Below are 22551 nucleotides of genomic sequence, written 5' to 3' on the forward strand. Positions count from 1 at the left end.
AGGAGGGAAGTATTTGAATATAGATATGCTAAAGACTAGACCTGTTGTAATTCACAAAGAATTACTAGAGCACTATAATGAATTAGGTATCAATGAACGTGAATTAGTTATTTTGATAAAATTGATTCATGCATCGGAAATGACCAATAAACAACCATCTATTGAATCTTTACAAAAAGGAACTTCACTAGATTCCAGGGAAATTACTGCCATTATACAAAATCTTATTCAACGTGATTTATTAGAATTAAACGTTAATAAAGATGAAGAAGGCAAATTCACTGAATATATGAATCTCGATCCGTTTTATTATAAACTAAATGATATTATGCAACACGTTAATGATAATAATGATCAAAAACAAACTGAACTTGAATTCAACAAGCTTTTTCAACAAATTGAACAAGCTTTTGGTAGACCGTTATCACCATATGAAATTGAGACATTAAACCAATGGTTAGATGTAGATAAACACGACTTAAGTGTGATTCAAGCAGCTTTAGATGAGGCAGAAAGCCAAAACAAAATGAGTTTTAAATATATTGATAGAATTCTATTAAATTGGAAAAAAAATAATGTGAAAACCATTGAAGATTCCAAAAAAATAAGCCGACAGTTTAACCAACCTAAAATGAAACACACAGTAAAAAAAGTGCCTAAATTTGATTGGCTAAATGAGGAGAATCAAGATGATAAGTAATAAAAAATCTTTAGAAATGATTGACGTCATTGCTAATATGTTCCCAAACGCTGAATGCGAACTTGTACATGATAATCCATTTGAACTAACAATTGCAGTGTTATTATCAGCACAAACTACAGATATTTCTGTTAATAAACTCACTAAAAATCTTTTTAAAAAATATAAAACACCTGAAGATTATCTAAATGTAGATATCTCAGAATTAGAAAATGATCTTCGTACTATTGGCTTATATAGAAATAAAGCTAAAAATATCCAAAAATTATGTGCATCATTACTAAATAAATTTGATGGCGTCATTCCTCAAACACATGCAGAGCTTGAAAGTCTAGCTGGAGTGGGGCGTAAAACAGCAAATGTAGTGATGAGTGTTGCTTTTAATGAACCTTCGCTTGCAGTAGATACTCATGTAGAACGTGTAGCTAAACGTTTAGGTATTTGTAGGTGGAAAGATAATGTTAGACAAGTTGAAGATAAATTATGCAAAGTAGTACCTAGAGAACGTTGGAATAAAACGCATCATCAACTTATTTTCTTCGGACGCTATCACTGTTTAGCACGTAGCCCTAAATGTGATATTTGCCCCTTATTTAATGAATGTAGAGAAGGGCAAAAAAGATATAAAGCCAGTTTGAAAGAAGTGTGACACAATTGATTTCAAAAGAAGATTTTATAAGATTAGAAGAACAAATAGATTTATTCTCGAAACAAAAAAAATTAAATTCTGAAGAAGCTAAGGTATTAATTGATGAATATTTTGATATGATTGAAACTTTTTTTAAACAAATCAATCACATTCATACGATTGACTTTGAGCGATTAACCGATTATCCAGTTGTACCAATGAATTTTAAAGAACGTTATCATTATATGATTGCGCGTAAATATCATTTTATGGGTTATAGTCAAATGAAGACACTTAAATCGGAATTAATTAAAATGAATGCATCATACCAAATACGTAACAAAAATAAAGGCCATTAACACAAATATTTAGCGTTGAAATTGAGTTACAAATCAATTTTGTGATGTCATTACAATCATATAGCAATATTTTAAACAAAATGCGTCTTGAAACATCATTGATTCGTCCAGACTTATTCATATGGTCAATAGATAGTAGAGCTGAAATTAATAAGTCCCACTTCTCAATTTATTGAGTTAGTGGGACTTATGCATGAGCTACAGTTCAGATAATCCTCTTTTATTTTTTTCAATTATGGTCATCCTTGCCGAAGTGGACAACGAAACCATTTTAATATAATTAGATTTCTGTCTCATTTCTTTTTATTTAATTTCCAAAGGTTTTGGTGTTCTAAGCTTATCAAATTTACACTTGATATTTAGTTTCTTATTCATACAATTCCATAAGATGTCAATAAGTAACAAAATCTCTATAAAATAAAGAAAACGCCAATTTCTATTTAATTTCAATAGAAATTGGCGTTTATGTGTTCATAAATAATGATGATAACTAAGCACTTTTTGAGCTTTGTAATAGATACTCAAAAACTTCAACTAATAATTATTGCGCTCTTGATAAGCCATTAGAATTACTTGTATTACTACTGTTTGAGCTAGCTGATGAAGCTGATGAAGAACTATTGCTATTGCTGTTGCTATTATTATCACTGTCATCGCTATTACTACTACTGCTACCACCTTGTCCTCGAGGCTTATTACTTGTTGTGTTGTCATCAGGATGTCCTTCAACAGATAGGCTATCTTTACTATCACCATTTACTGAATCAGGTTTACTAAAGTCTTTGCCATCTCTTGGTGAGATATTGCTCATTACATCCTCGAATAGATACTGAGGATACTCTTGTTCGTCATGTCCAACAAATGAATTTACGCCACCTTGTTTAACTTCTTTGAAGCCCATCCACACAGACATGCTGTATTTTGGCGTGAAGCCATTCATCCATACATCTTTTGCAGCATCATCAGGCAAGCCGTATTGTTGGTAAGTTTGGTCACCATAAGTACCTGTACCAGTTTTTGCTGCAACGTTTACACCAGATATACCGTGGCCATATGCAGAACCATATGCTTCAAATGTACCTTTAAGTACTTCTGCTAACATATAAGAAGTGGAATCTTTCATTGCTTTCTTACTTGTATGATCGTAATTAATTGTTTCTCCATCTTCTTTTTCTACTTTTTTAATAGAATGTGCATTATTATATTCGCCACCATTTGCAATAGATGCAAATGCAGATGCTAATTGTGTAGGTGAGAATTCTGATGATGAACCACCTAATACTTCAGAAGGTCCTACATCTCCTTCATATTCTAAACCAACTTTATTAGCAAAATCTTTTGGTGCGTCATTTCCAGCGTTCTCTTTTGAAGATTGCCAAGCTTTTAATGCTGGTATATTGAAACTTTGACGTAAAGCATCATACAATTTAACTTCACCATGACCTTTAGTATCATAGTTTCTAAATGTGACACCATCAACTTGATATGCTTCTTCATCCTGAATTGCGTGATTCGTAGCCCAATTCATATTTTCAATGGCAGGGCCATACGCTAAGAATGGTTTTAATGATGAACCAGTAGGGTGAGCATCTGTAGCTAAGTTTCTATCAACAATATCTTTATAATTTCTACCGCCAGATATTGCAACTAAACCACCAGATTCACTGTCTACAATAGAAGCACCAACTTGTTGGTCTTCATTTTTATAGTAGCCACCATTATCTACACGATCTTGCAGTGTTTGTTGGACATCTTTGTCCATATTTGTGTAGATTTTAACACCACTATTAAGAACTTCACCTAAATCTTTGCCTTTGAATGCTTTATTATTCATTAATTCAGATTTTACGAAGTTAACGTAAGAATCATATTCAGGATTTGAACTTTTATCACTCACTTGGCGATCTTCTGAATCACGTTTTACTAAGTTATCTTCTAATGATGTATTTTGTGCTTCTTCTTTTTGTTTCTTAGTAATACGATTATGATATTCCATTAAGTATAAAACAGTATCTTTACGTGATTCTGCTTCTTTTGGATGATCATAAATATTATAAGTATTTGGAACTTGCGGTAAACCAGCAAGATATGCCGATTCAGCTAAATTTAAATCTTTCAAATCTTTATCGAAGTAATATTTAGCTGCAGCTTTCACACCATAAACACTGTCAGAATAGTAAATTTTATTTAAATACATCTCAAATATTTCATCTTTACTATATTCTTGTTCGAGTCTATATGATAAATAAGCTTCTTGTGCTTTACGTGCTATTGATTTTTGATCCGTTAAGAACGAACGCTTAACTACTTGTTGAGTTAATGTTGATGCACCTTGCGAACCAAATCCACCCGTAAAGTTTTTAGCCACTGCACCAAACAAACGTTTATAGTCAAGTGCACCATGGTCATAGAAACGATTATCTTCTGTTGCCAAGACAGCTGATTTCATGCTTTTAGGTACTTCATCTAAATCAACATGTTCACGTCTTTGCCCATTATCAATCGTTTTAATCAAATCGCCATCTTTATCATATATTTTAGCAGGAATTGGATCTTGTAATTTTGATTCTGTAAATGCAGGTGCTTTCCAAGCATAGTATGCAAATAATAAAATACCAATTAATGCTAGAACAATGAAGGCTATGATGAGAAACCCGATTATCTTAATAATCGTTCTTTTTATATTCCTATTCTTTTTTTCTCCGGACTTATCATTCTTATTTGAATCGGAAGTCCTTTTTTTCTCCGTCATACGCGGTCCTCACTTTCATCTAATATCAACTTATCAACTGCTTTGAGGTAATTCAATCTTGGTTGATACTGATAAGGAATATAGTAACCATTTTTTCTAATTTCTTCAACCGTAATCGACTTTTTAATTTCTTTTTTGTACCGATGCCAATAATATTTAAACTTGCGATAAGGCAACAAATAAACTTCATCTAATAATTTAAAGCGAATTAATAAAAAAACAATTCCTCCCTGGTCATAGCAAGCATCCATATGCACCACTTGGTGTTCATGCATGTTATTCAATGGAAAAGAAGTTTTATTTTTAGTTTCTTTCGCTTCAAAATCTAAATAGTGCGCTTTGTAAATACCATTGTAATCAGTAGTCGAAGGCGTTCGGAAATAAGCCTCATTAATTACCGCCTTACTTCTCATAGGATAATGAACATTAACTATTTGAACGGGGGTGGGCTTTTTATGTATAACAGCTTGCCCAAGTTTCAAATAGTGCGTATTAGATAATTCAATATCACTCTCAAGTGACATGCCTCTGCCACCATAGTTTATTTTACTCTTTTCATCCTTATAAGTTCGTCCGACTTGAGACTTATTTCCGTAAAATGGTTTCCCATTTGGATAATTCATTGTTTTTCACCACTTTAATTTGGTTTCAAAAACTTTTTTCATTATACATGAAAATAATCTTTTTTTCCAAACTATGAAATATAATGCAATGTATCTGTACATACATCAATATTTATTTTAACGTGCTTTTCTCAATTAAACAATATTTCCCTATAAATATGCCCGGAATATGACATAAATGTTAGATGATTGTTTCACAAATGACTATCAAATTTATTTGTGGTAAATTTAATGTGTAGGAGGAAACTTCATGCAACAATTAATTACCCAACTATTAAATGATGTGCAATTGATGCAAGATAGATATGAATCAGTTAAATCGAAAGATATAGACTATGATTTTTACAAAGATGTTGTTCCATTTACTAGTTACATAGATAACCTGTTAGAAACACTTAGCACATTCGAGCCTAAAATACTACAACTATCCTATATGAATAAGAAAAAATTTGATTTACTTATTTCAAATATTGAATCATTGTCAGTTGAATGTCATTTTAAAAGGACTAGCCGTAAATTATTCACAGAAAAAGTTAAGGCAGTACAATACGATTTAAGTTATATACAAAGAAGTGATGTTACATTATGATAAGGACAATTTATGTGACAGGTTATAAGTCATTTGAACTTAATATCTTTAAAGATGATGCACCTGAAGTTTCTTATTTGAAAAAATTTATAGCACATAAATTAAAATCATTGATTGAAGAAGGGCTTGAATGGGTATTAATACAAGGACAGATGGGTATAGAATTATGGACAGCTGAAGTAGTAATTGATTTAAAAGAGACATATCCTGATCTTAAACTCGGCGTGGTCACACCATTTTATGGTCATACTGAAAGATGGAATGAACAAAATCAAGCAAAATATAATCACATTGTACAACATGCTGATTTTGTAGATAGCGTATTTCATACATCATATGTAGGGCCACATCAATTTAAACAGACAGATCAATTTATGCTCGACCATACTGATCAATCATTACTGATATATGACGAAGAACAAGAAGCTAGTCCAAAATACTTTAAACAAATGTTAGTTGATTTTATGGAAAAAACAAATTATACTTGTGACATTGTTTCGTTCGATGAATTAACGGAATTTATCAACGATTTGCAGTGGTCTCAAGAACAAAGTTTCGAATGAGGTGGAAAAATATGTCAGATGTTTCATTAAAACTATCAGCTAAAGATATTTATGAAAAAGATTTTGAAAAAACTATGACACGTGGTTATAGAAGGGAAGAAGTAGATGCTTTCTTAGACGACATCATAGCAGATTATCAAAAGATGGCAGATTTAGATAATGAAGTTGTTAAACTTTCCGAAGAAAATAACAAATTAAAAAAAGAACTAGAAGAATTGAGATTACGAGTGGCTACTTCAAGACCACAAGAGAATAAAAACTTTTCAAAAAACGGTAATGCTACAAGCAATACTACTAATAATAACAACGTCGATATTCTAAAAAGAATTTCAAACCTAGAAAAAGCAGTGTTCGGTAAATAATATAACTAACTATCACAACAAATGACTATGTATACGTAGTAGTTATTGCGTACATAAAGATAAGTTTTGGTTTTCCCCAAAACTTATCTTATTTTTATTTGTTCTAGTCTTTGAAAAGTGATATACTCTTAAAGATGGTGTTTTGGGTAATCGCTATAGCGATATAGAGGAAAGTCCATGCTCACACAATCTGAGATGATTGTAGTGTTCGTGCTTGATGAAACAATAAGTCAAGGCATTAAATTGACGGCAACGAAATAACCTAAGTCTTTAGATAAGGTTAAAATAGTTTGAAAGTGCCACAGTGACGTAGCTTTTATAGAAATATAAAAGGTGGAACGCGGTAAACCCCTCGAGTGAGCAATCCAAATTAGGTAGGAGCACTTATTTAACGGAATTCAACGTATAAATAAGGTATACTTTTAAAGTATATAGACAGATGGTTACCACCAGCGTACGAGTGTAACTAGTACACGTTGGCAGTACAAAGGTACAAAACATGGCTTATAGAAACATCATTACTAGACCCCAAGCTCTCCCACTTAGGAGAGCTTTTTTAATGTTTAAAATTCACATAAAATTTTAATATGAACCTAAACAGAAGTTAAGTCATATCTATTTAAAATAACTTTTGATAAAATTAAATTAAATCAATTTAAAAAAAGGAGCAAAACAATGTATCAATTATTAGCTGTATGCCCAATGGGGTTAGAAGCAGTTGTTTCTAAGGAAATCCAAGATCTTGGTTATGCAACAACAGTAGAAAACGGCAAAATCTTTTTCGAAGGCGATGAAACAGCAATAGTTAAATGCAATTTATGGCTAAGAACTGCCGATAGAGTAAAAATTGTTGTTGGTCAATTTAATGCAAAAACATTTGATGAATTATTTGAAAAAACAAAAGAACTCCCATGGGAATCGATTATTGAAAAAGAAGGAAACTTTCCTGTACAAGGTCGAAGTGTGAAATCTACTTTATTTAGTGTGCCAGATTGCCAAGCAATCGTTAAAAAAGCAATTGTTGAACGATTAAAAACTGCTTATCAAGAAAAAGGGTGGCTAGATGAATCAGGTGCTAAATATCCAGTTGAAGTAGCTCTATTAAAGGATAAAGCACTATTGACAATAGATACTTCTGGATCAGGGCTAAATAAACGTGGTTATAGGCTTGCCCAAGGTGAAGCGCCTATAAAAGAAACGCTTGCTGCTAGTTTGATTAAATTAGCAAATTGGACAGGTGATACACCATTGATAGATCCATTTTGTGGTTCTGGCACGATTGCGATTGAAGCATGTTTAATAGCTCAAAATATTGCACCTGGTTTTAATCGAGATTTCGTTTCAGAAACATGGGGTATTATGCCTGATGGACTATACGATGAATTGAGAGATGAAGCTGATCAACAAGCTCATTACGATAGACCTTTAGAGATCTACGCATCAGATATTGACCCAGAAATGATAGAAATAGCGCATAGAAATGCTGAAGAAGTCGGCTTATCAGACATTATTAACTTTAAAGTTCAAGATGTTAACACCTTATCATTAGAGTCAGAAGCACCAATCGCTTTAATTGGCAATCCACCATATGGTGAACGTATTGGTGATAGAGCAGAAGTTGAAGAAATGTATCGTTATATCGGTCAATTAATGCAGGAACACCCTTATTTATCAACTTATATTTTAACAAGTAATAATGAATTTGAATTTTTAGTTAATAAAAAAGCTACAAAAAGAAGAAAGCTATTTAATGGTTATATCGAGTGTACTTATTATCAATATTGGGGGAATAAAAAACCTAAAAATTAGACTGCATGAATCAATCAGAAAGAGGTGCGACAAATGAATAACGAGTTTAAAAAAGGCATATTTTTTGCTTTTGGTGCATACATTTTATGGGGGATTTTACCAATATATTGGGATCTAATAGAAGATATTGGTGCATTTGAAATATTAGCTTTCAGAATTATACTTTCAATGATATTTATGCTGATAGTAGTAGTAATCACTAACAATACAGCCCCATTCAAACGCGATTTACAACAGCTCATTGCAACTCCTATACAACTCATTGCTATCATAGCTGCTGGCTATGTAATAACAATTAATTGGGGCACTTTTATATGGGCAGTTACGAACGGTCACGTATTACAATCAAGTTTAGGCTATTATATTAATCCACTCGTAAGCATTCTATTAGCGTTAATTTTCCTCAAAGAACGGTTTAATAAATTAGAATGGATTGCTATTGGATTTGCAGTCATCGGAGTTTTGTATATGACTATAAGAGTCGGTGTATTCCCAAGTATTTCATTACTATTAGCATGTTCATTTGGTATTTATGGTTTAATTAAAAAAATCGTGCCAATAGATGCAATTAGTAGTATTACAATAGAATGTATTGTTACTGCACCAGCAGGCATTATATATCTATGGTACATTTGGCAACAAGGTAGTTTAACATTTGGTTATAACTCCTCATCTTTTTGGTTGATTTTCTCAGGGGCTGTAACAGCAATTCCACTGATACTTTTCTCAGCTGGTGCACGTAGAATTCCATTGTCGCTTACTGGATTCATACAGTACATTGGTCCTACAATTATGTTTGTATTAGGTATTTTCTTATTCAAAGAACCATTTAGTGTCGACCAATTTATCACGTTCATCTTTATTTGGGTTGGCATTGTAATATATAGTATTTCACAGTATGTAAAAATTAAAAAAAATAATAATCCTGCTATCCACTAAATGGTATTGATTACTTCCCTAAGGTAACTTCATAAAAGTTGTTTAGGGATTTTATTTTGTCTTGAAATTAATCAAAACATGTTTACATATCATACAGCTCATTTTATTATATTCAATATCGTAAATATATCATTAGTATAAATCATGCATTTGTAGTATTGTGAAATTAGATATAAAGAAAAGCATCCAAAAAAATTATTATATATACTAATATTTTTAACCATATATTATAATGGAGTGATTATATGACTAGAGTATTAATACTAGGGGCAAACGGAGCAATTTCTAAAGCAGCTATTAATTCTTTTTTAGAAAATACCTCGTATACGCTGAGATTGTTTTTAAGAGACGCGAATAGATTACCTGATTATGCATCAGATCGCATTCGTGTTCGTGAAGGAGACGCTACAAACTTTGAAGATGTTAATAGTGCGATGGAAGATGTAGACATTGTATTTGCTAGTCTTTCAGGTGAATTAGATAAAGAAGCAAGTACTATTGTTAAAGCTATGGAACAGAATAAAGTTGATCGTTTAATATTTGTAGCTGCGCTTGGCATTTATAATGAGGTACCTGGTGAATTTGGCGAATGGGTAAATGAGCAAATCCATAATTACTTACCAATTTATAAAAAAGCAGCTGACACCATTGAAAGCTCAAAGCTCAATTATACAATTTTAAGACCTGCTTGGTTATCAGATATTAACGAAATTGATTATGAAATTACTCATAAAGATGAACCATTTAAGGGGACAGAAGTTTCCAGAAAAAGTGTTGCTGCTGTTGCAGTACAAATTGCCAAAAATCCTGAACTTTATTTAAAAGATAACATTGGTATTAGCAAACCTAATACTGATTTTAGTAAACCAAGCTGGAAATAAAATTTAAAAAATAACAACATTTTTGTAATGATTGCAAATGCCACCAATTAAGGTGGTATTTTTAATTTTAAATTAAGTCGCTATCAATAACTTTGTAACACTTCTTTGCTTTTACTAATAAATAAGTACTAAATACAATTTAATTTTGCTAACTTACTTTAGACCCACAATAATTTGTTATACAATAGAACTTAATTACATATAAGTAATAAAGGGGATACATAACATGTCTAAAACGAAGCAACTCGATATTCTATATAAACTAAAAAAAGAAGTTGAAAAATCAGATAATCATAGGCTTGTACATATTATAAACCAAGTGATTAAAAAAATATTTTTAGAACAATATACTGCTACATTTGTTGGTCATTTTTCAGCAGGAAAATCAACGCTCATCAATATGCTACTGGAAGAAAATATATTACCAAGTTCTCCAGTACCTACAACTAGTAACACAGCAATCGTTTCTGTATCAGATGAACCAGGTATTATAGCAAATTTGAGCAACCAAAAATATACTTTATTAACAAACTATGATGAAGTTAAACAAATGAATCGCGAAAATATTGATGTTGAATCTGTAGAAATTAAATTCCCTTCTGATAAATTTAATAAAGGGTTCACACTTCAAGATACACCAGGTGTTGATTCTAATGTATCGACACATCAATCTAGTACTGAAGAATTTATGTATACAAGTAATGTTCTATTTTACACTGTAGACTATAATCATGTTCAATCTGCAATGAATTTTCAATTTATGAAACAGCTTAATCATGCTGGTGTACCAGTAGTTTTTGTTATCAATCAAATAGATAAACATCATGAATCAGAGATTCCATTCGCCACATTTAAACAACGCGTTGAAAAATCGATTGATGAATGGGAAATCAAATTAGATCAAATATTTTATGTTTCTAAATTTGAACATGAACACAACCAAATTCAAGCATTATCAGACTATCTCATTGATAAAGATCAACGTAGAGAATCAATGTCGGATTATGTGGAACGTACTATCAATTTTATTACAGAGGAACAGCTATCATTTATACAACATGAAATTCAAGCAATTTTAACAGAGCTGGATATATTTGAAGCAGACTTTGACCAAGCATATTTAAACTTCCAACAACATCAACAAGTGAGTGAAGAAGCAAAATTACTAAATAATCCTGATCAGTTATATGATTTCTTAAAACAAAAACGTAAGGCGATTCTCGACAATGCATATGTAATGACACACGATACTAGGGAAAAAATAAGAACTTATTTGGAAAGCCGAACTAAAGATTTTAAAGTGGGTGGCTTATTCAATAAAAAGAAAAAAACATTAGAAACACAACAAATTAGACTTCAAGAACTACTTGAGCAATTACAAGAAAAGGTAAATCAAGAAATACGTCAACCTTTGAGAGAAGACATGTCCTTTTTGACTCGATTTATTAATTCTTCCGAAGTAACTGAGGCTATTTTAAACCAACATTATCAAATCCCTTCAAAACTCGTGGATGATTTGTATCAAATGCAAATATCTATTAGTAATCAATATGTCTTAACATTTTCAGATGATTTAATGAAATCCATCAAACAACATATTGTTAAAGAAACTGAACCATTATTTGAAAGAGCAATAAACCATTCTCAAGCAAACGACATTGGCACAGAAGAAGTAGATGATTATAATGATTATGTTAAATTTATGGAGCTACGTAATTTGAGAGAATCACTTGAAACACAAAATTACAGACACTACTATATTCATATTGATGATTCATTAGATAAATTAATAGATAGAGAAGAAATCACTTATCAAGCTAAACAGGAACATTCAGTGACTAAAAAACAAAATCAACCTAGTACCACTAAAGCAAAATCAACAAATACTTCAATTCAAGATATAAAACGTTCATTAGATTTAATAAAAAATATTCCATTATTTGAACAAACTAAGCAAGATATCAATGATGCATTAAATCGCCTTGATAATAAAATTATTAAAATAGGGGTTTTCGGAACATTCAGTGCCGGAAAAAGTAGTTTAATCAATGCGCTACTTGGTGATGCGTATCTTGTAAGCTCGCCAAATCCTACAACAGCTGCAATGACAGAATTGACTTATGGTGAGGAAAGTCAAATCACACTTAAATCATCAGAACAAATATTAGAAGAATTAAACCAATTATTTGAAGTGGAAAATAAATCTTTTGATTCAATTGAAGCATTTTTAAATCAAAATACACATAAGTTAACAGCATCTTTAGAAAAAAACAAATTAGCATTTATCAATGCAATTGACAAACATTACACGATGTATCAAAAAATGCTAGAACAAGGCTTAACCCATTCCATTGAACAGGACGAAATTAGAAAATGGAGTGCAGAAGATGAATATGCAACCTTTGTAAATACAGTTCACTTAAGATTACCCATTGATTGGTTAAAAAATAAAGTTATCGTAGATTCACTTGGATTACATTCCAATAATCAACGACATACAAATGAAACGGAAAAGATTTTAACTTCTTCAGATTTAATACTTTATGTAAGTTATTTTAATCATTCTTTCACAGATAATGATAAACGCTTTATTGAGCATATGAAAGAAATGAACCAATTAAGTGAAAACCAAGCATTTAAAATGATCATAAATGCCACTGATTTAGCTGAAACTGAAGAAGATCTGAATGCAGTCATAAACTATGTAAGTGATGCACTTAATCATGTAAATATGAATTCTGATATTTTTGCAGTTTCAAGTCGAAAAGCATTGAATACAGGTGACTCAGGAATTGATAAATTAAAAAATAGTATAGACTACTTTACTCAAGTTGAGTCGAAAGATATATTGCAACAACAAATGACTAAGCAATTAGCAAATATTTCAGAAGCATTTGATCAAATGATAGAAGATGCACAGCATAATCAATCAAAAATTAAGCAACGTAAAAATAAACTCGAACAGTACCAACAACAAATAATACTGAATAATAATATATTACAAATTGCAGTACAACGTGCTTCAAATGAAGTTGAAGATCAAATTTATCACTTAAATGAGCGTTTAAAAATTCAGTTGCTAGATGAGGTAAAATCAATTTATAACGGTCAAATGACACAAAGCAATAACTTCAATGAAGAAAAACGTCTTTCCACTAAACAATACTTAGATCAAATTCATCAAAGATTATATTTAGAACAATCCTTACTTGTAGAACGAATTAAAAAGTATTTCATTCAACAAATACATGAAGAAATCGCACCTTTAAAACAAAAATTGGAACAATTACACATTTTCATCGAACCAGAATTTAATAAAAGTAATATGGAACTAGACGATCCATATTTAAAAATTGAATTAAGCCAAATGATCTCTGTTTTGCCTAAATCACTGACTAAAAAGAACATTTTGCAACCAAAAATGCAAAATGAAATTCAAACTACAATAACTCAAAACACACTTGTGCAACTTAAACCTAGTATTGCTGATTTAAGGAAAGCATTAATTGAAATTGTAAATAAACTGAATAATGATGCAGAAACGAAATTCAATCAGTATGAAAAAGAGATACACACACAAATTAAACAACTTTTAGCTTTTAATATAGATGATTCATTAGTAAAACAACTTCAAGAAACAAATAGCGAACTAAAAGCTCAGTTGTTAACTTAGAAAGAGGTACGCACAATGTCCAAAAAAATATTATTAATAGATGGTATGGCTTTATTATTTCGTCATTTTTACGCAACAAGTTTACACAAACAATTCATGAGAAATTCATCAGGAATGCCTACGAACGGTGTTCAAGGATTTGTACGTCATGTATTTACCGCAATAAACGAAATACAACCCTCACATGTGGCTGTGTGTTGGGATATGGGAAAATCTACATTTCGAAATGAAATGTTTGATGGATACAAGCAAAATCGTCCCGCACCACCAGAAGAATTGATACCGCAGTTTGATTATGTAAAAGAGATAGCAAACCAATTTGGTTTTGTAAATATTGGTGTACAAAATTACGAAGCTGATGATGTTATAGGGACTTTAGCATATGAGTATTCACAAGAAAATCAAATTTATGTAATCACCGGTGATAAAGATATTTTACAATGTATTAATCCAAATGTTGAGATTTGGCTAACTAAAAAAGGATTCAATATTTACAATCGCTATACTTTAACCAGATTTCAAAATGAATATGGACTAAATCCACTACAACTCATAGATGTTAAAGCATTTATGGGAGATAGCGCTGATGGCTATCCTGGCGTTAAAGGCATTGGAGAAAAAACAGCTATAAAACTCATTCAAAATCATGGTTCAGTTGAATCAGTTATTGACGCTTTAAACGAATTAACACCTGGTCAACGTAATAAAATAGAAGATAACTTATATAATTTAAAACTTTCTAAATCATTAGCTAAAATTCATACAGAAGTACCAATAAATACATCCGATTTATTAAGTGATATGAAATTCGGAACTGATTTAGCTGAAATACTAAATATATGTAAAGAGCATGAGCTCTATGTATCTGGAAAGTATTTAGCAACACATTTTAGTTAAATAAAATAAACAACAATAAAGTACACGCTCATAGTTAAGGAGCCTGGAACATAAAGTTCTTGGACAAGTGAAAAAAGGCAATTTCTATTGAAATAATATAGAAATTGCCTTTTTCGCTATTATTTTAATTATAGCTAGCTCATTGAGCTACTATTTTTCTTATATTAAGTGTCATTAATATAACGCCAAGTTCACTTTTGTCGTGTTTGTTTTCCTAACTATACTACATTTTTCGTATTCAATAATATTACGTATTTTGGCGAGTCTCTTGAGGGAACAGGAGAAGCTGAAGCTGTCCCCAAAGTAAGCGAGCCAACAATACGAAGCATTGAATAAAAAAGAAGCATTCAGATGAATTGAATTAAATCATCTGAGTGCTATTTTTCTGAGATTTATATCCAATCTCCCTAATAATTAATATCGAATGCTTTTGACCGTGCATACTTGTCTGAGATATGATTTATATAATAGGAGCTCGTGGTCCATTGTTCATACAATTGTTTCGGACGAATTTGCATTAAAAATGTGTTATAAATGCAAAGGAATAACTATTAGCACCAACAACTAAAAAGTTTTGCACCAAAAAAGTTAATGTCTTAAGATTTTAAATAGATATTAACTTTTTATATCTTACTGGATATCTATCGTCCAGACACTATTTTTGACAATAAATTATTGTTTTAACGCTTTTTTTCTGCCGTTTTAATGATTTTATATAAGGCATTTTTGGCATGATGATTTGCCTCTTTATTTTGGTTTCTTGGAACCCATTTAACAAACAATAAATCAAAAGATGATTCTAATATTTTTATTTTATGGTAGTAATTTATGAACTGTTTATTTTTGACTTGTCCTTTGTTCATACTATCTTCTATTAATTTCGAATCAGTGTATACGAGTGCTATAGTGATCCCATGATGTTTTGCACATTCCAATGCAAATACAAAAGCTGCCCATTCTGCACTATGATTATCTAAAATCCCCAAATCAAAGTCATAATGCAATCGTTCTTGCTCAGTAATAATAACTATAGAGCATGCGCTTTGACCTGGATTACCTGCTGTAGCTGCATCAAAATATATTTTTGCCATAAATTCACCTTCAAATTTAATAAGTTAATTTTATATTAACAAAAGAGCATAAATAAGCATAATCATGAAGATATATTTTCTTGGAAAATACATCAAAATAACGTAAGCTATTACAGTTAATGAAAATGCACAAAATTAATATATACAAAGGATGATTTTAATTGAAAAACATGTTTATTATACATGGTTATCAAGCCAGTACAAAAAGTCATTGGTTTCAATGGTTAGCCTCACAGATGAAACCATATGGTTACAATGTTGAAATTGTATATTTACCAAATTCCGATTATCCTGAACTCGATTCATGGTGTCAGGCTATTGATAATATCGTACAAAATAAATTGAATTCAGAAACAATTATCGTTGCGCATAGTTTAGGTGTCATTTCAATATTACATTATTTAACTTCTTTTAAGGCTAATTCAAAAATAAAAGGGCTTTTTCTAATTTCTGGTTTTAACGAAAAATTGTCTAACATACCTGAACTAAATCAATATATCAATAACACCTGTATTGACATTAATAAATTAAACGCGCGTCACATTGTTACAATTGGTGCTTCAAATGATCCAGTAGTAAATATAGACGCGACTGATAGATTATCAAATCAATTAAATGTCAAAACACATTACATTAATCATGATGGTCACTTTTTAGAAACTGAGGGGTATGACACCTTCAATTACTTAAAAGATAAGATAATGGAAATTTTATAATTATATTCAATTCCTTGAAATATAAAAAGCCCGTAAATGAATTTCCGAAAATTCATTTACGGGCTTTTTTATCAGTTATATTGAAACACTTAATTAAAAATTAATAACCTTCATCTAACTTCTGAATCTTTCCTTTTCGGTACATTGATTTAGCCCAATAACCAAAAGGAACATTAAATATAGTAGAAATTATTTTTAATAAATACGTTGTAATAAAGATTTCAAGTACCGCTTCATTTGGCATTGCGCCTAAAAAGGCAATAATAACAAATAGTGCAGTATCCACGATATTACTTAAAATAGTACTACCATAAGCTCTTATAATAAATGTTTTATCAGAGCTGAACACTTTTTTGATTAATGAGAAAAGTAAAACATCTAAATGTTGTCCGATGATGTATGCTATAACAGAACCTAAAGCAATCCTTGGAACAATATTAAAAATAGATTCTAATGCTTTTTGTGTATTATCTACTGGGGAAGGTGTGAAATGAAGTGAAAATTGCATCACTATAATCATTACCAACGTTGAACAAAAACCTAGCCAAACTGCACGTTTAGCTATTTTGCGACCGTAGATATCATTTAAAATATCGGTTGCTAAATAGATTGATGCAAACATAACATTTCCCAGTGTTGCTGAAATAGTAAAAATATCGATTGTTTTAATAACTTGAATATTAGCTATAATTGTGCCAATAGCAATCCATGCAATCAAACCATGTTTACCAAACAAACGATACATAGTAACCAATAATATAAAAGTTACTAAAAAAGTAATAACACCAAATATTTCATTAAACAATTTTATTCCTCCTAAATTTTGATAATGCGGGTGTTTAGAAACCGCAAAATAAACAACTACATTATTTTACTAGAAAATTATAAAAAAGCAAGCTCAAATTGTAAATTATCAACAAATGTTTTCACCAATGCCCTATTTCAATTTAATGATTAAACAATCGTTGTTACAAATGATATAATGTCATCAAGTCTCAAATCTTATAATAAATTAGTTAATTGGGTACTTATAATTCATTTTTAGAAATACAGGAGCGTGAAGCGTATTCTAACCTATTCTGAAAAAGAGGCAATTGACGCCATAGACCAATTGATGAACACATATTGTAAAGCGTGTTTATTAAAACGTCATATTAAAAATACAAAAGGCAAAACACAAGCACATCATTTTTGTATAAATGAATGTTCAGTCGGAAAACAAATTAAACAAATCGGTAATGAACTACAATAAAAAGGAGCATACGATTATGGAAATATTAAATGTAGCAACGACACCAAATCCAAATACGATGAAAATTGATTTAAAATTAGATAGTGGTGATAACAAACCTAATACGTATACAAAAGTTAAAGAAGACCAACCAGCCTTCATCAACGCAGTATTAGAAGTTGATGGTGTCAAATCTATATTTCAAGCAATGAACTTTATATCAGTTGATAAAAATTCAGATGCAGATTGGGACACACTTTTACCAAATATAACAAAAGTATTAGAAGAAATATAAAAATAAGGAGGGTGCCTTTATGGAAATTGTACGTGTTGAGCCTACACCAAGTCCCAATACAATGAAAATTGTATTGAGTGAAAAAAGAGAGGATAACCAATCTAATACTTATTCATCAATTGCAGAAGGGCAGCCTGATTTTATCAATGATGTTTTAGAAATTGATGGCGTTAAATCTATATTTCATGTGATGGACTTTTTAGCTGTAGATAAAAAACCAAAGTTTGATTGGGAAGATGTTTTACCTAAAGTAACAGCAACTTTAAATGACGAACACGAAGTAACTTCCGAAGTGCTACCAGATGAACATTTCGGTGAAATAAAAGCAGAAGTTTTAACGTTCAAAGGTATTCCTTATCAAATTAAACTAACGACAAGTACAGAAGAACAACGTAAACAATTACCTGAAATATATGTCGACAGTATGTTAGCTGCCCAGAAAGATGATGACAATGTTGTGTTTCAACGTAAATGGGAAGATTTAGGCATACGTTATGGTGAGCTCTCAGAGGTAATGGAGGATGTCGTTGAAGAGATTACAGCTATCTATCCCAAAGATCAATTGCAAAAACGCGTGGAAGAAGCCTTAGCATCTGATATTACAATTCCTGAAACCAAATACAAACATGTAACCTTGGAAACATATCAATCAACTGAAAGTTGGAAAGAACGTTTAAGAATGCTAAAATCATTCCCAACACCTACAATTGAAGATTTACCGTTGCTCGGCGAAGTCGTGAGTGATGAACAGAAAACACCATTAAGACGTGAAGCTATCATACTTCTTGGAATGATTGAAGATGAAATAGTACTTCCTTATCTCTATAAAGGGTTAAACGATAAAAGTCCTGCAGTAAGAAGAACTGCTGGTGATTGTTTAAGTGATTTAGGTTTCAAACAAGCATTACCAGAAATGGAAAAAGCATTAGATGATCCTCACAAAATAGTCAGATGGAGAGCTGCTATGTTTATTTTTGATGAAGGTGGGCCAGAACAATTAAAATCACTACGTGAACATGCTGATGATTCAGCATATGAAGTGAAACTTCAAATAGAGATGGCTATAACAAGAATTGAAAATGGTGATGAAGCATTAGGTTCCGTTTGGAAGCAAATTGCTAATCGAAATAATGTCTAAAGAAACTATCATTTAATAAAATAGGAGTGTTATAAATGAATGCTTACGAAGCATATATGAATGAACTTGCAACACAAATGAGAAGCGAACTAACTAATCATGAATTTAATAGTTTAGAAACTGCAGATGCTGTCGATGACTTTATGAATAATGTATCTGAAGATGATACAACATTTGTCGTGATTAATTCAACTTGTGGTTGTGCAGCAGGATTGGCAAGACCTGCTGCAGTCACTGTTGCAGAACAAAATGAAAAAAAACCAACTCATAAAGTTACTGTATTTGCTGGTCAAGATAAAGAAGCAACTGAAGCAATGCGCGCTTTCATTCAACAAGCACCATCTAGTCCTTCGTATGCCTTGTTTAAAGGAAAAGAATTAAAACATTTCATGCCAAGAGAGCATATAGAAGGCAGAGATATTCAAGACATTTGTATGGACATTAAAGACATATTTGATGATTATTGTGATTAATCAATTAAGACCAAGGCTGAGATATAAATAAATGTCTCAGCCTTAAATTGCTTTAATGCTAAACACATAATTTCTGACTTTATCATGCATTTCATTAATGAACATATTTTGTTGTTTTGACTGATATGGTTGACCATCCCATTAGTATAGGATTAACTATTTAAAAAGTTGATTTTACTTTTGATTGTTTATCCCAATATTTAGAATAACAGACTTGTGTCACTAAGCCTTTCAAAACACAAGTCATTAATTGAATACATAAATATAATGCTCAAATTCCAATTATATTTTTTGTTTTACTAGTAGTTATCTCTTTAAATTATTGGTATTTTAAAATATGATTAAATAAAAATAACTATGCTGTTGAAAGGAGTGTGTTCCACATGTTAAATAAATTTGATCAATCCTATCATGATCTTTGTAACGAAATATTAGACATAGGAAAACAAAAAGAAGACCGCACAAATACAGGTACTATTTCAAAGTTTGGCCATCAATTAAGATTTGATTTGTCAGAAGGTTTTCCATTGCTAACAACCAAAAAAGTATCTTTTAAATTGATTGCAACTGAATTACTATGGTTTATCAAAGGCGATACAAACATTAAATATTTACTCCAATATAATAATAATATATGGAATGAATGGGCGTTTGAAAATTATATTAAATCAGTTGATTATAAAGGACCAGATATGACAAATTTTGGTCATAGAGCACAAACGGATGAGGCATTTAATGAAAAATATAAAGAAGAAATGCGTAAATTTAAAGAGCAAATTTTAAGCGATGAAGCTTTTGCAAACAAGTATGGTGATCTAGGTAATGTTTATGGCAAACAATGGCGCGATTGGGAAGATAAAAATGGCAATCACTTTGATCAGTTAAAAACTGTTATCGAACAAATTAAAAACAACCCAAATTCAAGACGTCATATTGTTTCAGCATGGAATCCAACTGAAATTGATACTATGGCATTACCACCTTGTCACACAATGTTTCAGTTTTATGTACAAGATGGTAAATTAAGTTGCCAATTATACCAAAGAAGTGCAGATATCTTTTTGGGTGTACCATTTAACATAGCTAGTTACAGTTTACTGACACATTTAATCGCAAAAGAATGTGATTTAGAAGTAGGAGAATTTATACACACGTTTGGGGATGCTCATATTTATACGAATCATATAAACGCCATAGAAACACAGTTGTCTCGTACTAGCTATGCGCCACCACAACTTAAAATAAATTCAAATGTCTCTATCTTCGACATTAATTATGAAGATTTAGAAATTGTTAATTATGAATCACACCCAGCAATTAAGGCACCAATAGCAGTATAAATAATAGAATATTTAATTTTAATGTTTATTTAATATATACTTTATGCTGAGAACGTTTATTTACTGAAGTCATACTACTATTAGGAGGGAAATTATGACACTTTCTATACTGGTTGCTCACGATCAGCAACGTGTTATTGGAGTTAATAATCAATTACCATGGCATTTACCAAATGATTTAAAGCATGTTAAAAAACTCTCAACTGGCAATACGCTTGTTATGGGACGTGCAACATTTGATTCTATAGGAAAACCTCTTCCTAATAGAAAAAATGTAGTACTAACAAGAAATAAATCATTTGCGCATGATGGTGTGGAAGTTATCCACTCAATTGACGAAATATTTAATTTATCCGGTCATGTTTTCATTTTTGGTGGTCAAACATTATTTGAAGCAATGATTGATAAAGTCGATGATATGTATATTACTGTTATTGAAGATAAATATAATGGAGATACATTCTTTCCACCTTATACATTTGAAGACTGGGAAGTGGAATCTTCTATTCCGGGAGAATTAGATGAAAATAATACGATTCCCCATACATTTCTACATTTAGTGCGTAAAAAAACAACATAGGAGGAAATAATATGAAAATGAAAATTGTAACTGATTCAACATCAGATTTATCTCATACTTATTTACAAGATAATGATATACATGTCATCCCGCTTAATTTAACTATTGATGGCAAGTCATATGTAGATCAAGTAGACATTTCCTCTGAAGAATATATTGAAAAGTTGGAAGAAAATGCTGATGTAAAAACAAGTCAACCAGCGATTGGTAATTTTATTGAATTATATGATGAATTAGGCAAAGATGGTTCTGAAATCATTAGTATACATATGACATCAGGACTTAGTGGTACGTATCAGACTGCGCTACAAGCAAGCCAAATGACAGATAGCAAAGTAACTGTTATAGATTCAAAATCTATTTCATTTGGATTAGGGTATCAAGTTCAACATGTAGTTGATTGGAATAATCAAGGGTTTTCATCAGAAGAAATTGTTTCAAAAATTACAGATTTACAGAGTAATATAAAATTATACGTCGTGATTGGTCAATTAAATCAATTAATCAAAGGCGGTAGAATCAGTAAAACTAAAGGATTAATAGGTAATATGATGAAAATCAAGCCAATTGGAACGCTTGATGATGGTAAAATTGAATTAATTCATAATTCCCGTACTCAAAATGGTAGTATTCAATTTCTAAAAAAAGAAATCAGCACTTTTTTAGGTGATAAAAAAATTAAATCAATAGGCATCGCGCATGCAAATATTTTAGAATTTGTGGATAAAATAAAAAAACATTTCACCGAAGAATTTAATGTCACTGAATATGATACAAATGTTACAACTCCTATAATATCTACACATACTGGAGAAGGTGCAATAGGTCTAGTTGTTTTAAAATCATAAACTAATTTATAATAAATTAAGGTTCGTTTTAATTATTCTTTCATTTGTTAAATTTTCAAAACAA

At 30.9% G+C, this 22551-nt stretch carries 23 protein-coding genes and 1 other RNA gene; 20 read left to right on the forward strand and 4 right to left on the reverse strand.

Translation table 11 applies throughout. From position 1 onward, the window contains the following. The first annotated feature begins 25 nt into the window (after positions 1 to 25). The 3 genes from KA824_RS03705 to KA824_RS03715 are packed head-to-tail and all read left to right on the forward strand — an operon-like array spanning position 26 to position 1687. Entirely contained in the window at positions 26 to 700 is a 675-nt protein-coding gene (locus KA824_RS03705) for a DnaD domain-containing protein (protein WP_150822043.1), read from the forward strand. Then, the gene (nth, locus tag KA824_RS03710) at positions 690 to 1349 is read left to right on the forward strand and encodes an endonuclease III (protein WP_107385079.1); all 660 of its coding nucleotides are present in this window, start codon (positions 690 to 692) and stop codon (positions 1347 to 1349) included. The genes KA824_RS03705 and nth overlap by 11 nt, the downstream gene beginning before the upstream one ends. Before the next feature lie 5 nt (positions 1350 to 1354). Further along, a complete protein-coding gene (locus KA824_RS03715) occupies positions 1355 to 1687 on the forward strand; it encodes a YpoC family protein (protein ID WP_107385083.1) in 333 nt (110 codons plus the stop codon). Positions 1688 to 2228: 541 nt separating this feature from the next. Here the strand turns inward: KA824_RS03715 and KA824_RS03720 are convergent. Both KA824_RS03720 and recU read right to left on the reverse strand, forming a co-directional pair. Further along, positions 2229 to 4439: a transglycosylase domain-containing protein gene (locus KA824_RS03720; protein ID WP_107386301.1), complete on the reverse strand. Its 2211-nt coding sequence runs from the start codon at positions 4437 to 4439 to the stop codon at positions 2229 to 2231. After that, entirely contained in the window at positions 4436 to 5062 is a 627-nt protein-coding gene (gene recU, locus KA824_RS03725) for a Holliday junction resolvase RecU (RefSeq protein ID WP_107385077.1), read from the reverse strand. The genes KA824_RS03720 and recU overlap by 4 nt, the downstream gene beginning before the upstream one ends. A gap of 250 nt (positions 5063 to 5312) precedes the next feature. Here recU and KA824_RS03730 point away from each other — a divergent pair, with 250 nt between their 5' ends. From KA824_RS03730 to KA824_RS03770, 9 genes are all read left to right on the forward strand, one after another. Then, positions 5313 to 5651 carry a DUF1798 family protein gene (locus KA824_RS03730; RefSeq protein ID WP_107504882.1) on the forward strand — a complete coding sequence of 113 codons (339 nt, stop codon included), beginning with the start codon at positions 5313 to 5315 and terminating at the stop codon, positions 5649 to 5651. Then, positions 5648 to 6214, forward strand: coding sequence for an SLOG family protein (locus KA824_RS03735; protein ID WP_107385008.1), 567 nt, complete (start codon positions 5648 to 5650; stop codon positions 6212 to 6214). The genes KA824_RS03730 and KA824_RS03735 overlap by 4 nt, the downstream gene beginning before the upstream one ends. Before the next feature lie 11 nt (positions 6215 to 6225). Then, a complete protein-coding gene (gene gpsB, locus KA824_RS03740) occupies positions 6226 to 6576 on the forward strand; it encodes a cell division regulator GpsB (protein ID WP_107385007.1) in 351 nt (116 codons plus the stop codon). A gap of 138 nt (positions 6577 to 6714) precedes the next feature. Continuing rightward, positions 6715 to 7088, forward strand: an RNA gene (gene rnpB / locus KA824_RS03745) — RNase P RNA component class B. Between the two features lie 163 nt (positions 7089 to 7251). Then, a complete protein-coding gene (locus KA824_RS03750; RefSeq protein ID WP_181187577.1) occupies positions 7252 to 8385 on the forward strand; it encodes a THUMP domain-containing class I SAM-dependent RNA methyltransferase in 1134 nt (377 codons plus the stop codon). 33 nt (positions 8386 to 8418) lie between these two features. Further along, the gene (gene rarD, locus KA824_RS03755) at positions 8419 to 9324 is read left to right on the forward strand and encodes an EamA family transporter RarD (RefSeq protein WP_107385005.1); all 906 of its coding nucleotides are present in this window, start codon (positions 8419 to 8421) and stop codon (positions 9322 to 9324) included. Between the two features lie 245 nt (positions 9325 to 9569). Further along, positions 9570 to 10205 (forward strand): SDR family oxidoreductase, encoded by a 636-nt coding sequence (locus KA824_RS03760; protein WP_107386296.1) that lies wholly within the window; start codon positions 9570 to 9572, stop codon positions 10203 to 10205. A 226-nt stretch (positions 10206 to 10431) separates the two neighbouring features. Then, complete coding sequence (locus tag KA824_RS03765; protein WP_107385003.1) at positions 10432 to 13878, forward strand: dynamin family protein; 3447 nt, start codon at positions 10432 to 10434, stop codon at positions 13876 to 13878. A gap of 15 nt (positions 13879 to 13893) precedes the next feature. Next, positions 13894 to 14775 (forward strand): 5'-3' exonuclease, encoded by an 882-nt coding sequence (locus KA824_RS03770; protein ID WP_107385002.1) that lies wholly within the window; start codon positions 13894 to 13896, stop codon positions 14773 to 14775. 680 nt (positions 14776 to 15455) lie between these two features. On the opposite strand, the gene KA824_RS03775 is transcribed toward KA824_RS03770, so the two are convergent. Further along, on the reverse strand, positions 15456 to 15866 hold the full coding sequence (locus KA824_RS03775) for a ribonuclease HI family protein (protein WP_107385001.1): 411 nt from the start codon (positions 15864 to 15866) through the stop codon (positions 15456 to 15458). Positions 15867 to 16036: 170 nt separating this feature from the next. Between KA824_RS03775 and KA824_RS03780 the strand changes: the two genes are divergently transcribed. Further along, a complete protein-coding gene (locus tag KA824_RS03780; RefSeq protein ID WP_233422667.1) occupies positions 16037 to 16582 on the forward strand; it encodes an RBBP9/YdeN family alpha/beta hydrolase in 546 nt (181 codons plus the stop codon). Positions 16583 to 16682: 100 nt separating this feature from the next. Here the strand turns inward: KA824_RS03780 and KA824_RS03785 are convergent, their stop codons facing one another. Beyond that, positions 16683 to 17387: a queuosine precursor transporter gene (locus tag KA824_RS03785; RefSeq protein WP_107523727.1), complete on the reverse strand. Its 705-nt coding sequence runs from the start codon at positions 17385 to 17387 to the stop codon at positions 16683 to 16685. A 252-nt stretch (positions 17388 to 17639) separates the two neighbouring features. Here KA824_RS03785 and KA824_RS03790 point away from each other — a divergent pair, with 252 nt between their 5' ends. The 7 genes from KA824_RS03790 (at position 17640) to KA824_RS03820 (ending at position 22487) form a co-directional block, all read left to right on the forward strand. Continuing rightward, complete coding sequence (locus KA824_RS03790; RefSeq protein WP_107385230.1) at positions 17640 to 17834, forward strand: zinc-finger domain-containing protein; 195 nt, start codon at positions 17640 to 17642, stop codon at positions 17832 to 17834. Between the two features lie 16 nt (positions 17835 to 17850). Continuing rightward, positions 17851 to 18108 carry a NifU N-terminal domain-containing protein gene (locus tag KA824_RS03795; RefSeq protein WP_107385231.1) on the forward strand — a complete coding sequence of 86 codons (258 nt, stop codon included), beginning with the start codon at positions 17851 to 17853 and terminating at the stop codon, positions 18106 to 18108. Positions 18109 to 18127: 19 nt separating this feature from the next. After that, positions 18128 to 19246, forward strand: coding sequence for a conserved virulence factor C family protein (locus tag KA824_RS03800; RefSeq protein WP_107385232.1), 1119 nt, complete (start codon positions 18128 to 18130; stop codon positions 19244 to 19246). Positions 19247 to 19281: 35 nt separating this feature from the next. Next, positions 19282 to 19719, forward strand: coding sequence for a bacilliredoxin BrxA (brxA, locus tag KA824_RS03805; RefSeq protein WP_107385233.1), 438 nt, complete (start codon positions 19282 to 19284; stop codon positions 19717 to 19719). A gap of 383 nt (positions 19720 to 20102) precedes the next feature. Then, positions 20103 to 21059, forward strand: coding sequence for a thymidylate synthase (locus KA824_RS03810; RefSeq protein ID WP_107385234.1), 957 nt, complete (start codon positions 20103 to 20105; stop codon positions 21057 to 21059). Positions 21060 to 21153: 94 nt separating this feature from the next. After that, on the forward strand, positions 21154 to 21639 hold the full coding sequence (locus tag KA824_RS03815; RefSeq protein WP_107385235.1) for a dihydrofolate reductase: 486 nt from the start codon (positions 21154 to 21156) through the stop codon (positions 21637 to 21639). 11 nt (positions 21640 to 21650) lie between these two features. Next, positions 21651 to 22487, forward strand: a complete 837-nt coding sequence (locus KA824_RS03820) for a DegV family protein (RefSeq protein ID WP_107386621.1) — start codon at positions 21651 to 21653, stop codon at positions 22485 to 22487. Positions 22488 to 22551: the final 64 nt, after the last annotated feature.

Source organism: Staphylococcus sp. GDY8P198P, assembly GCF_017891615.1.
GTDB lineage: Bacteria > Bacillota > Bacilli > Staphylococcales > Staphylococcaceae > Staphylococcus > Staphylococcus cohnii.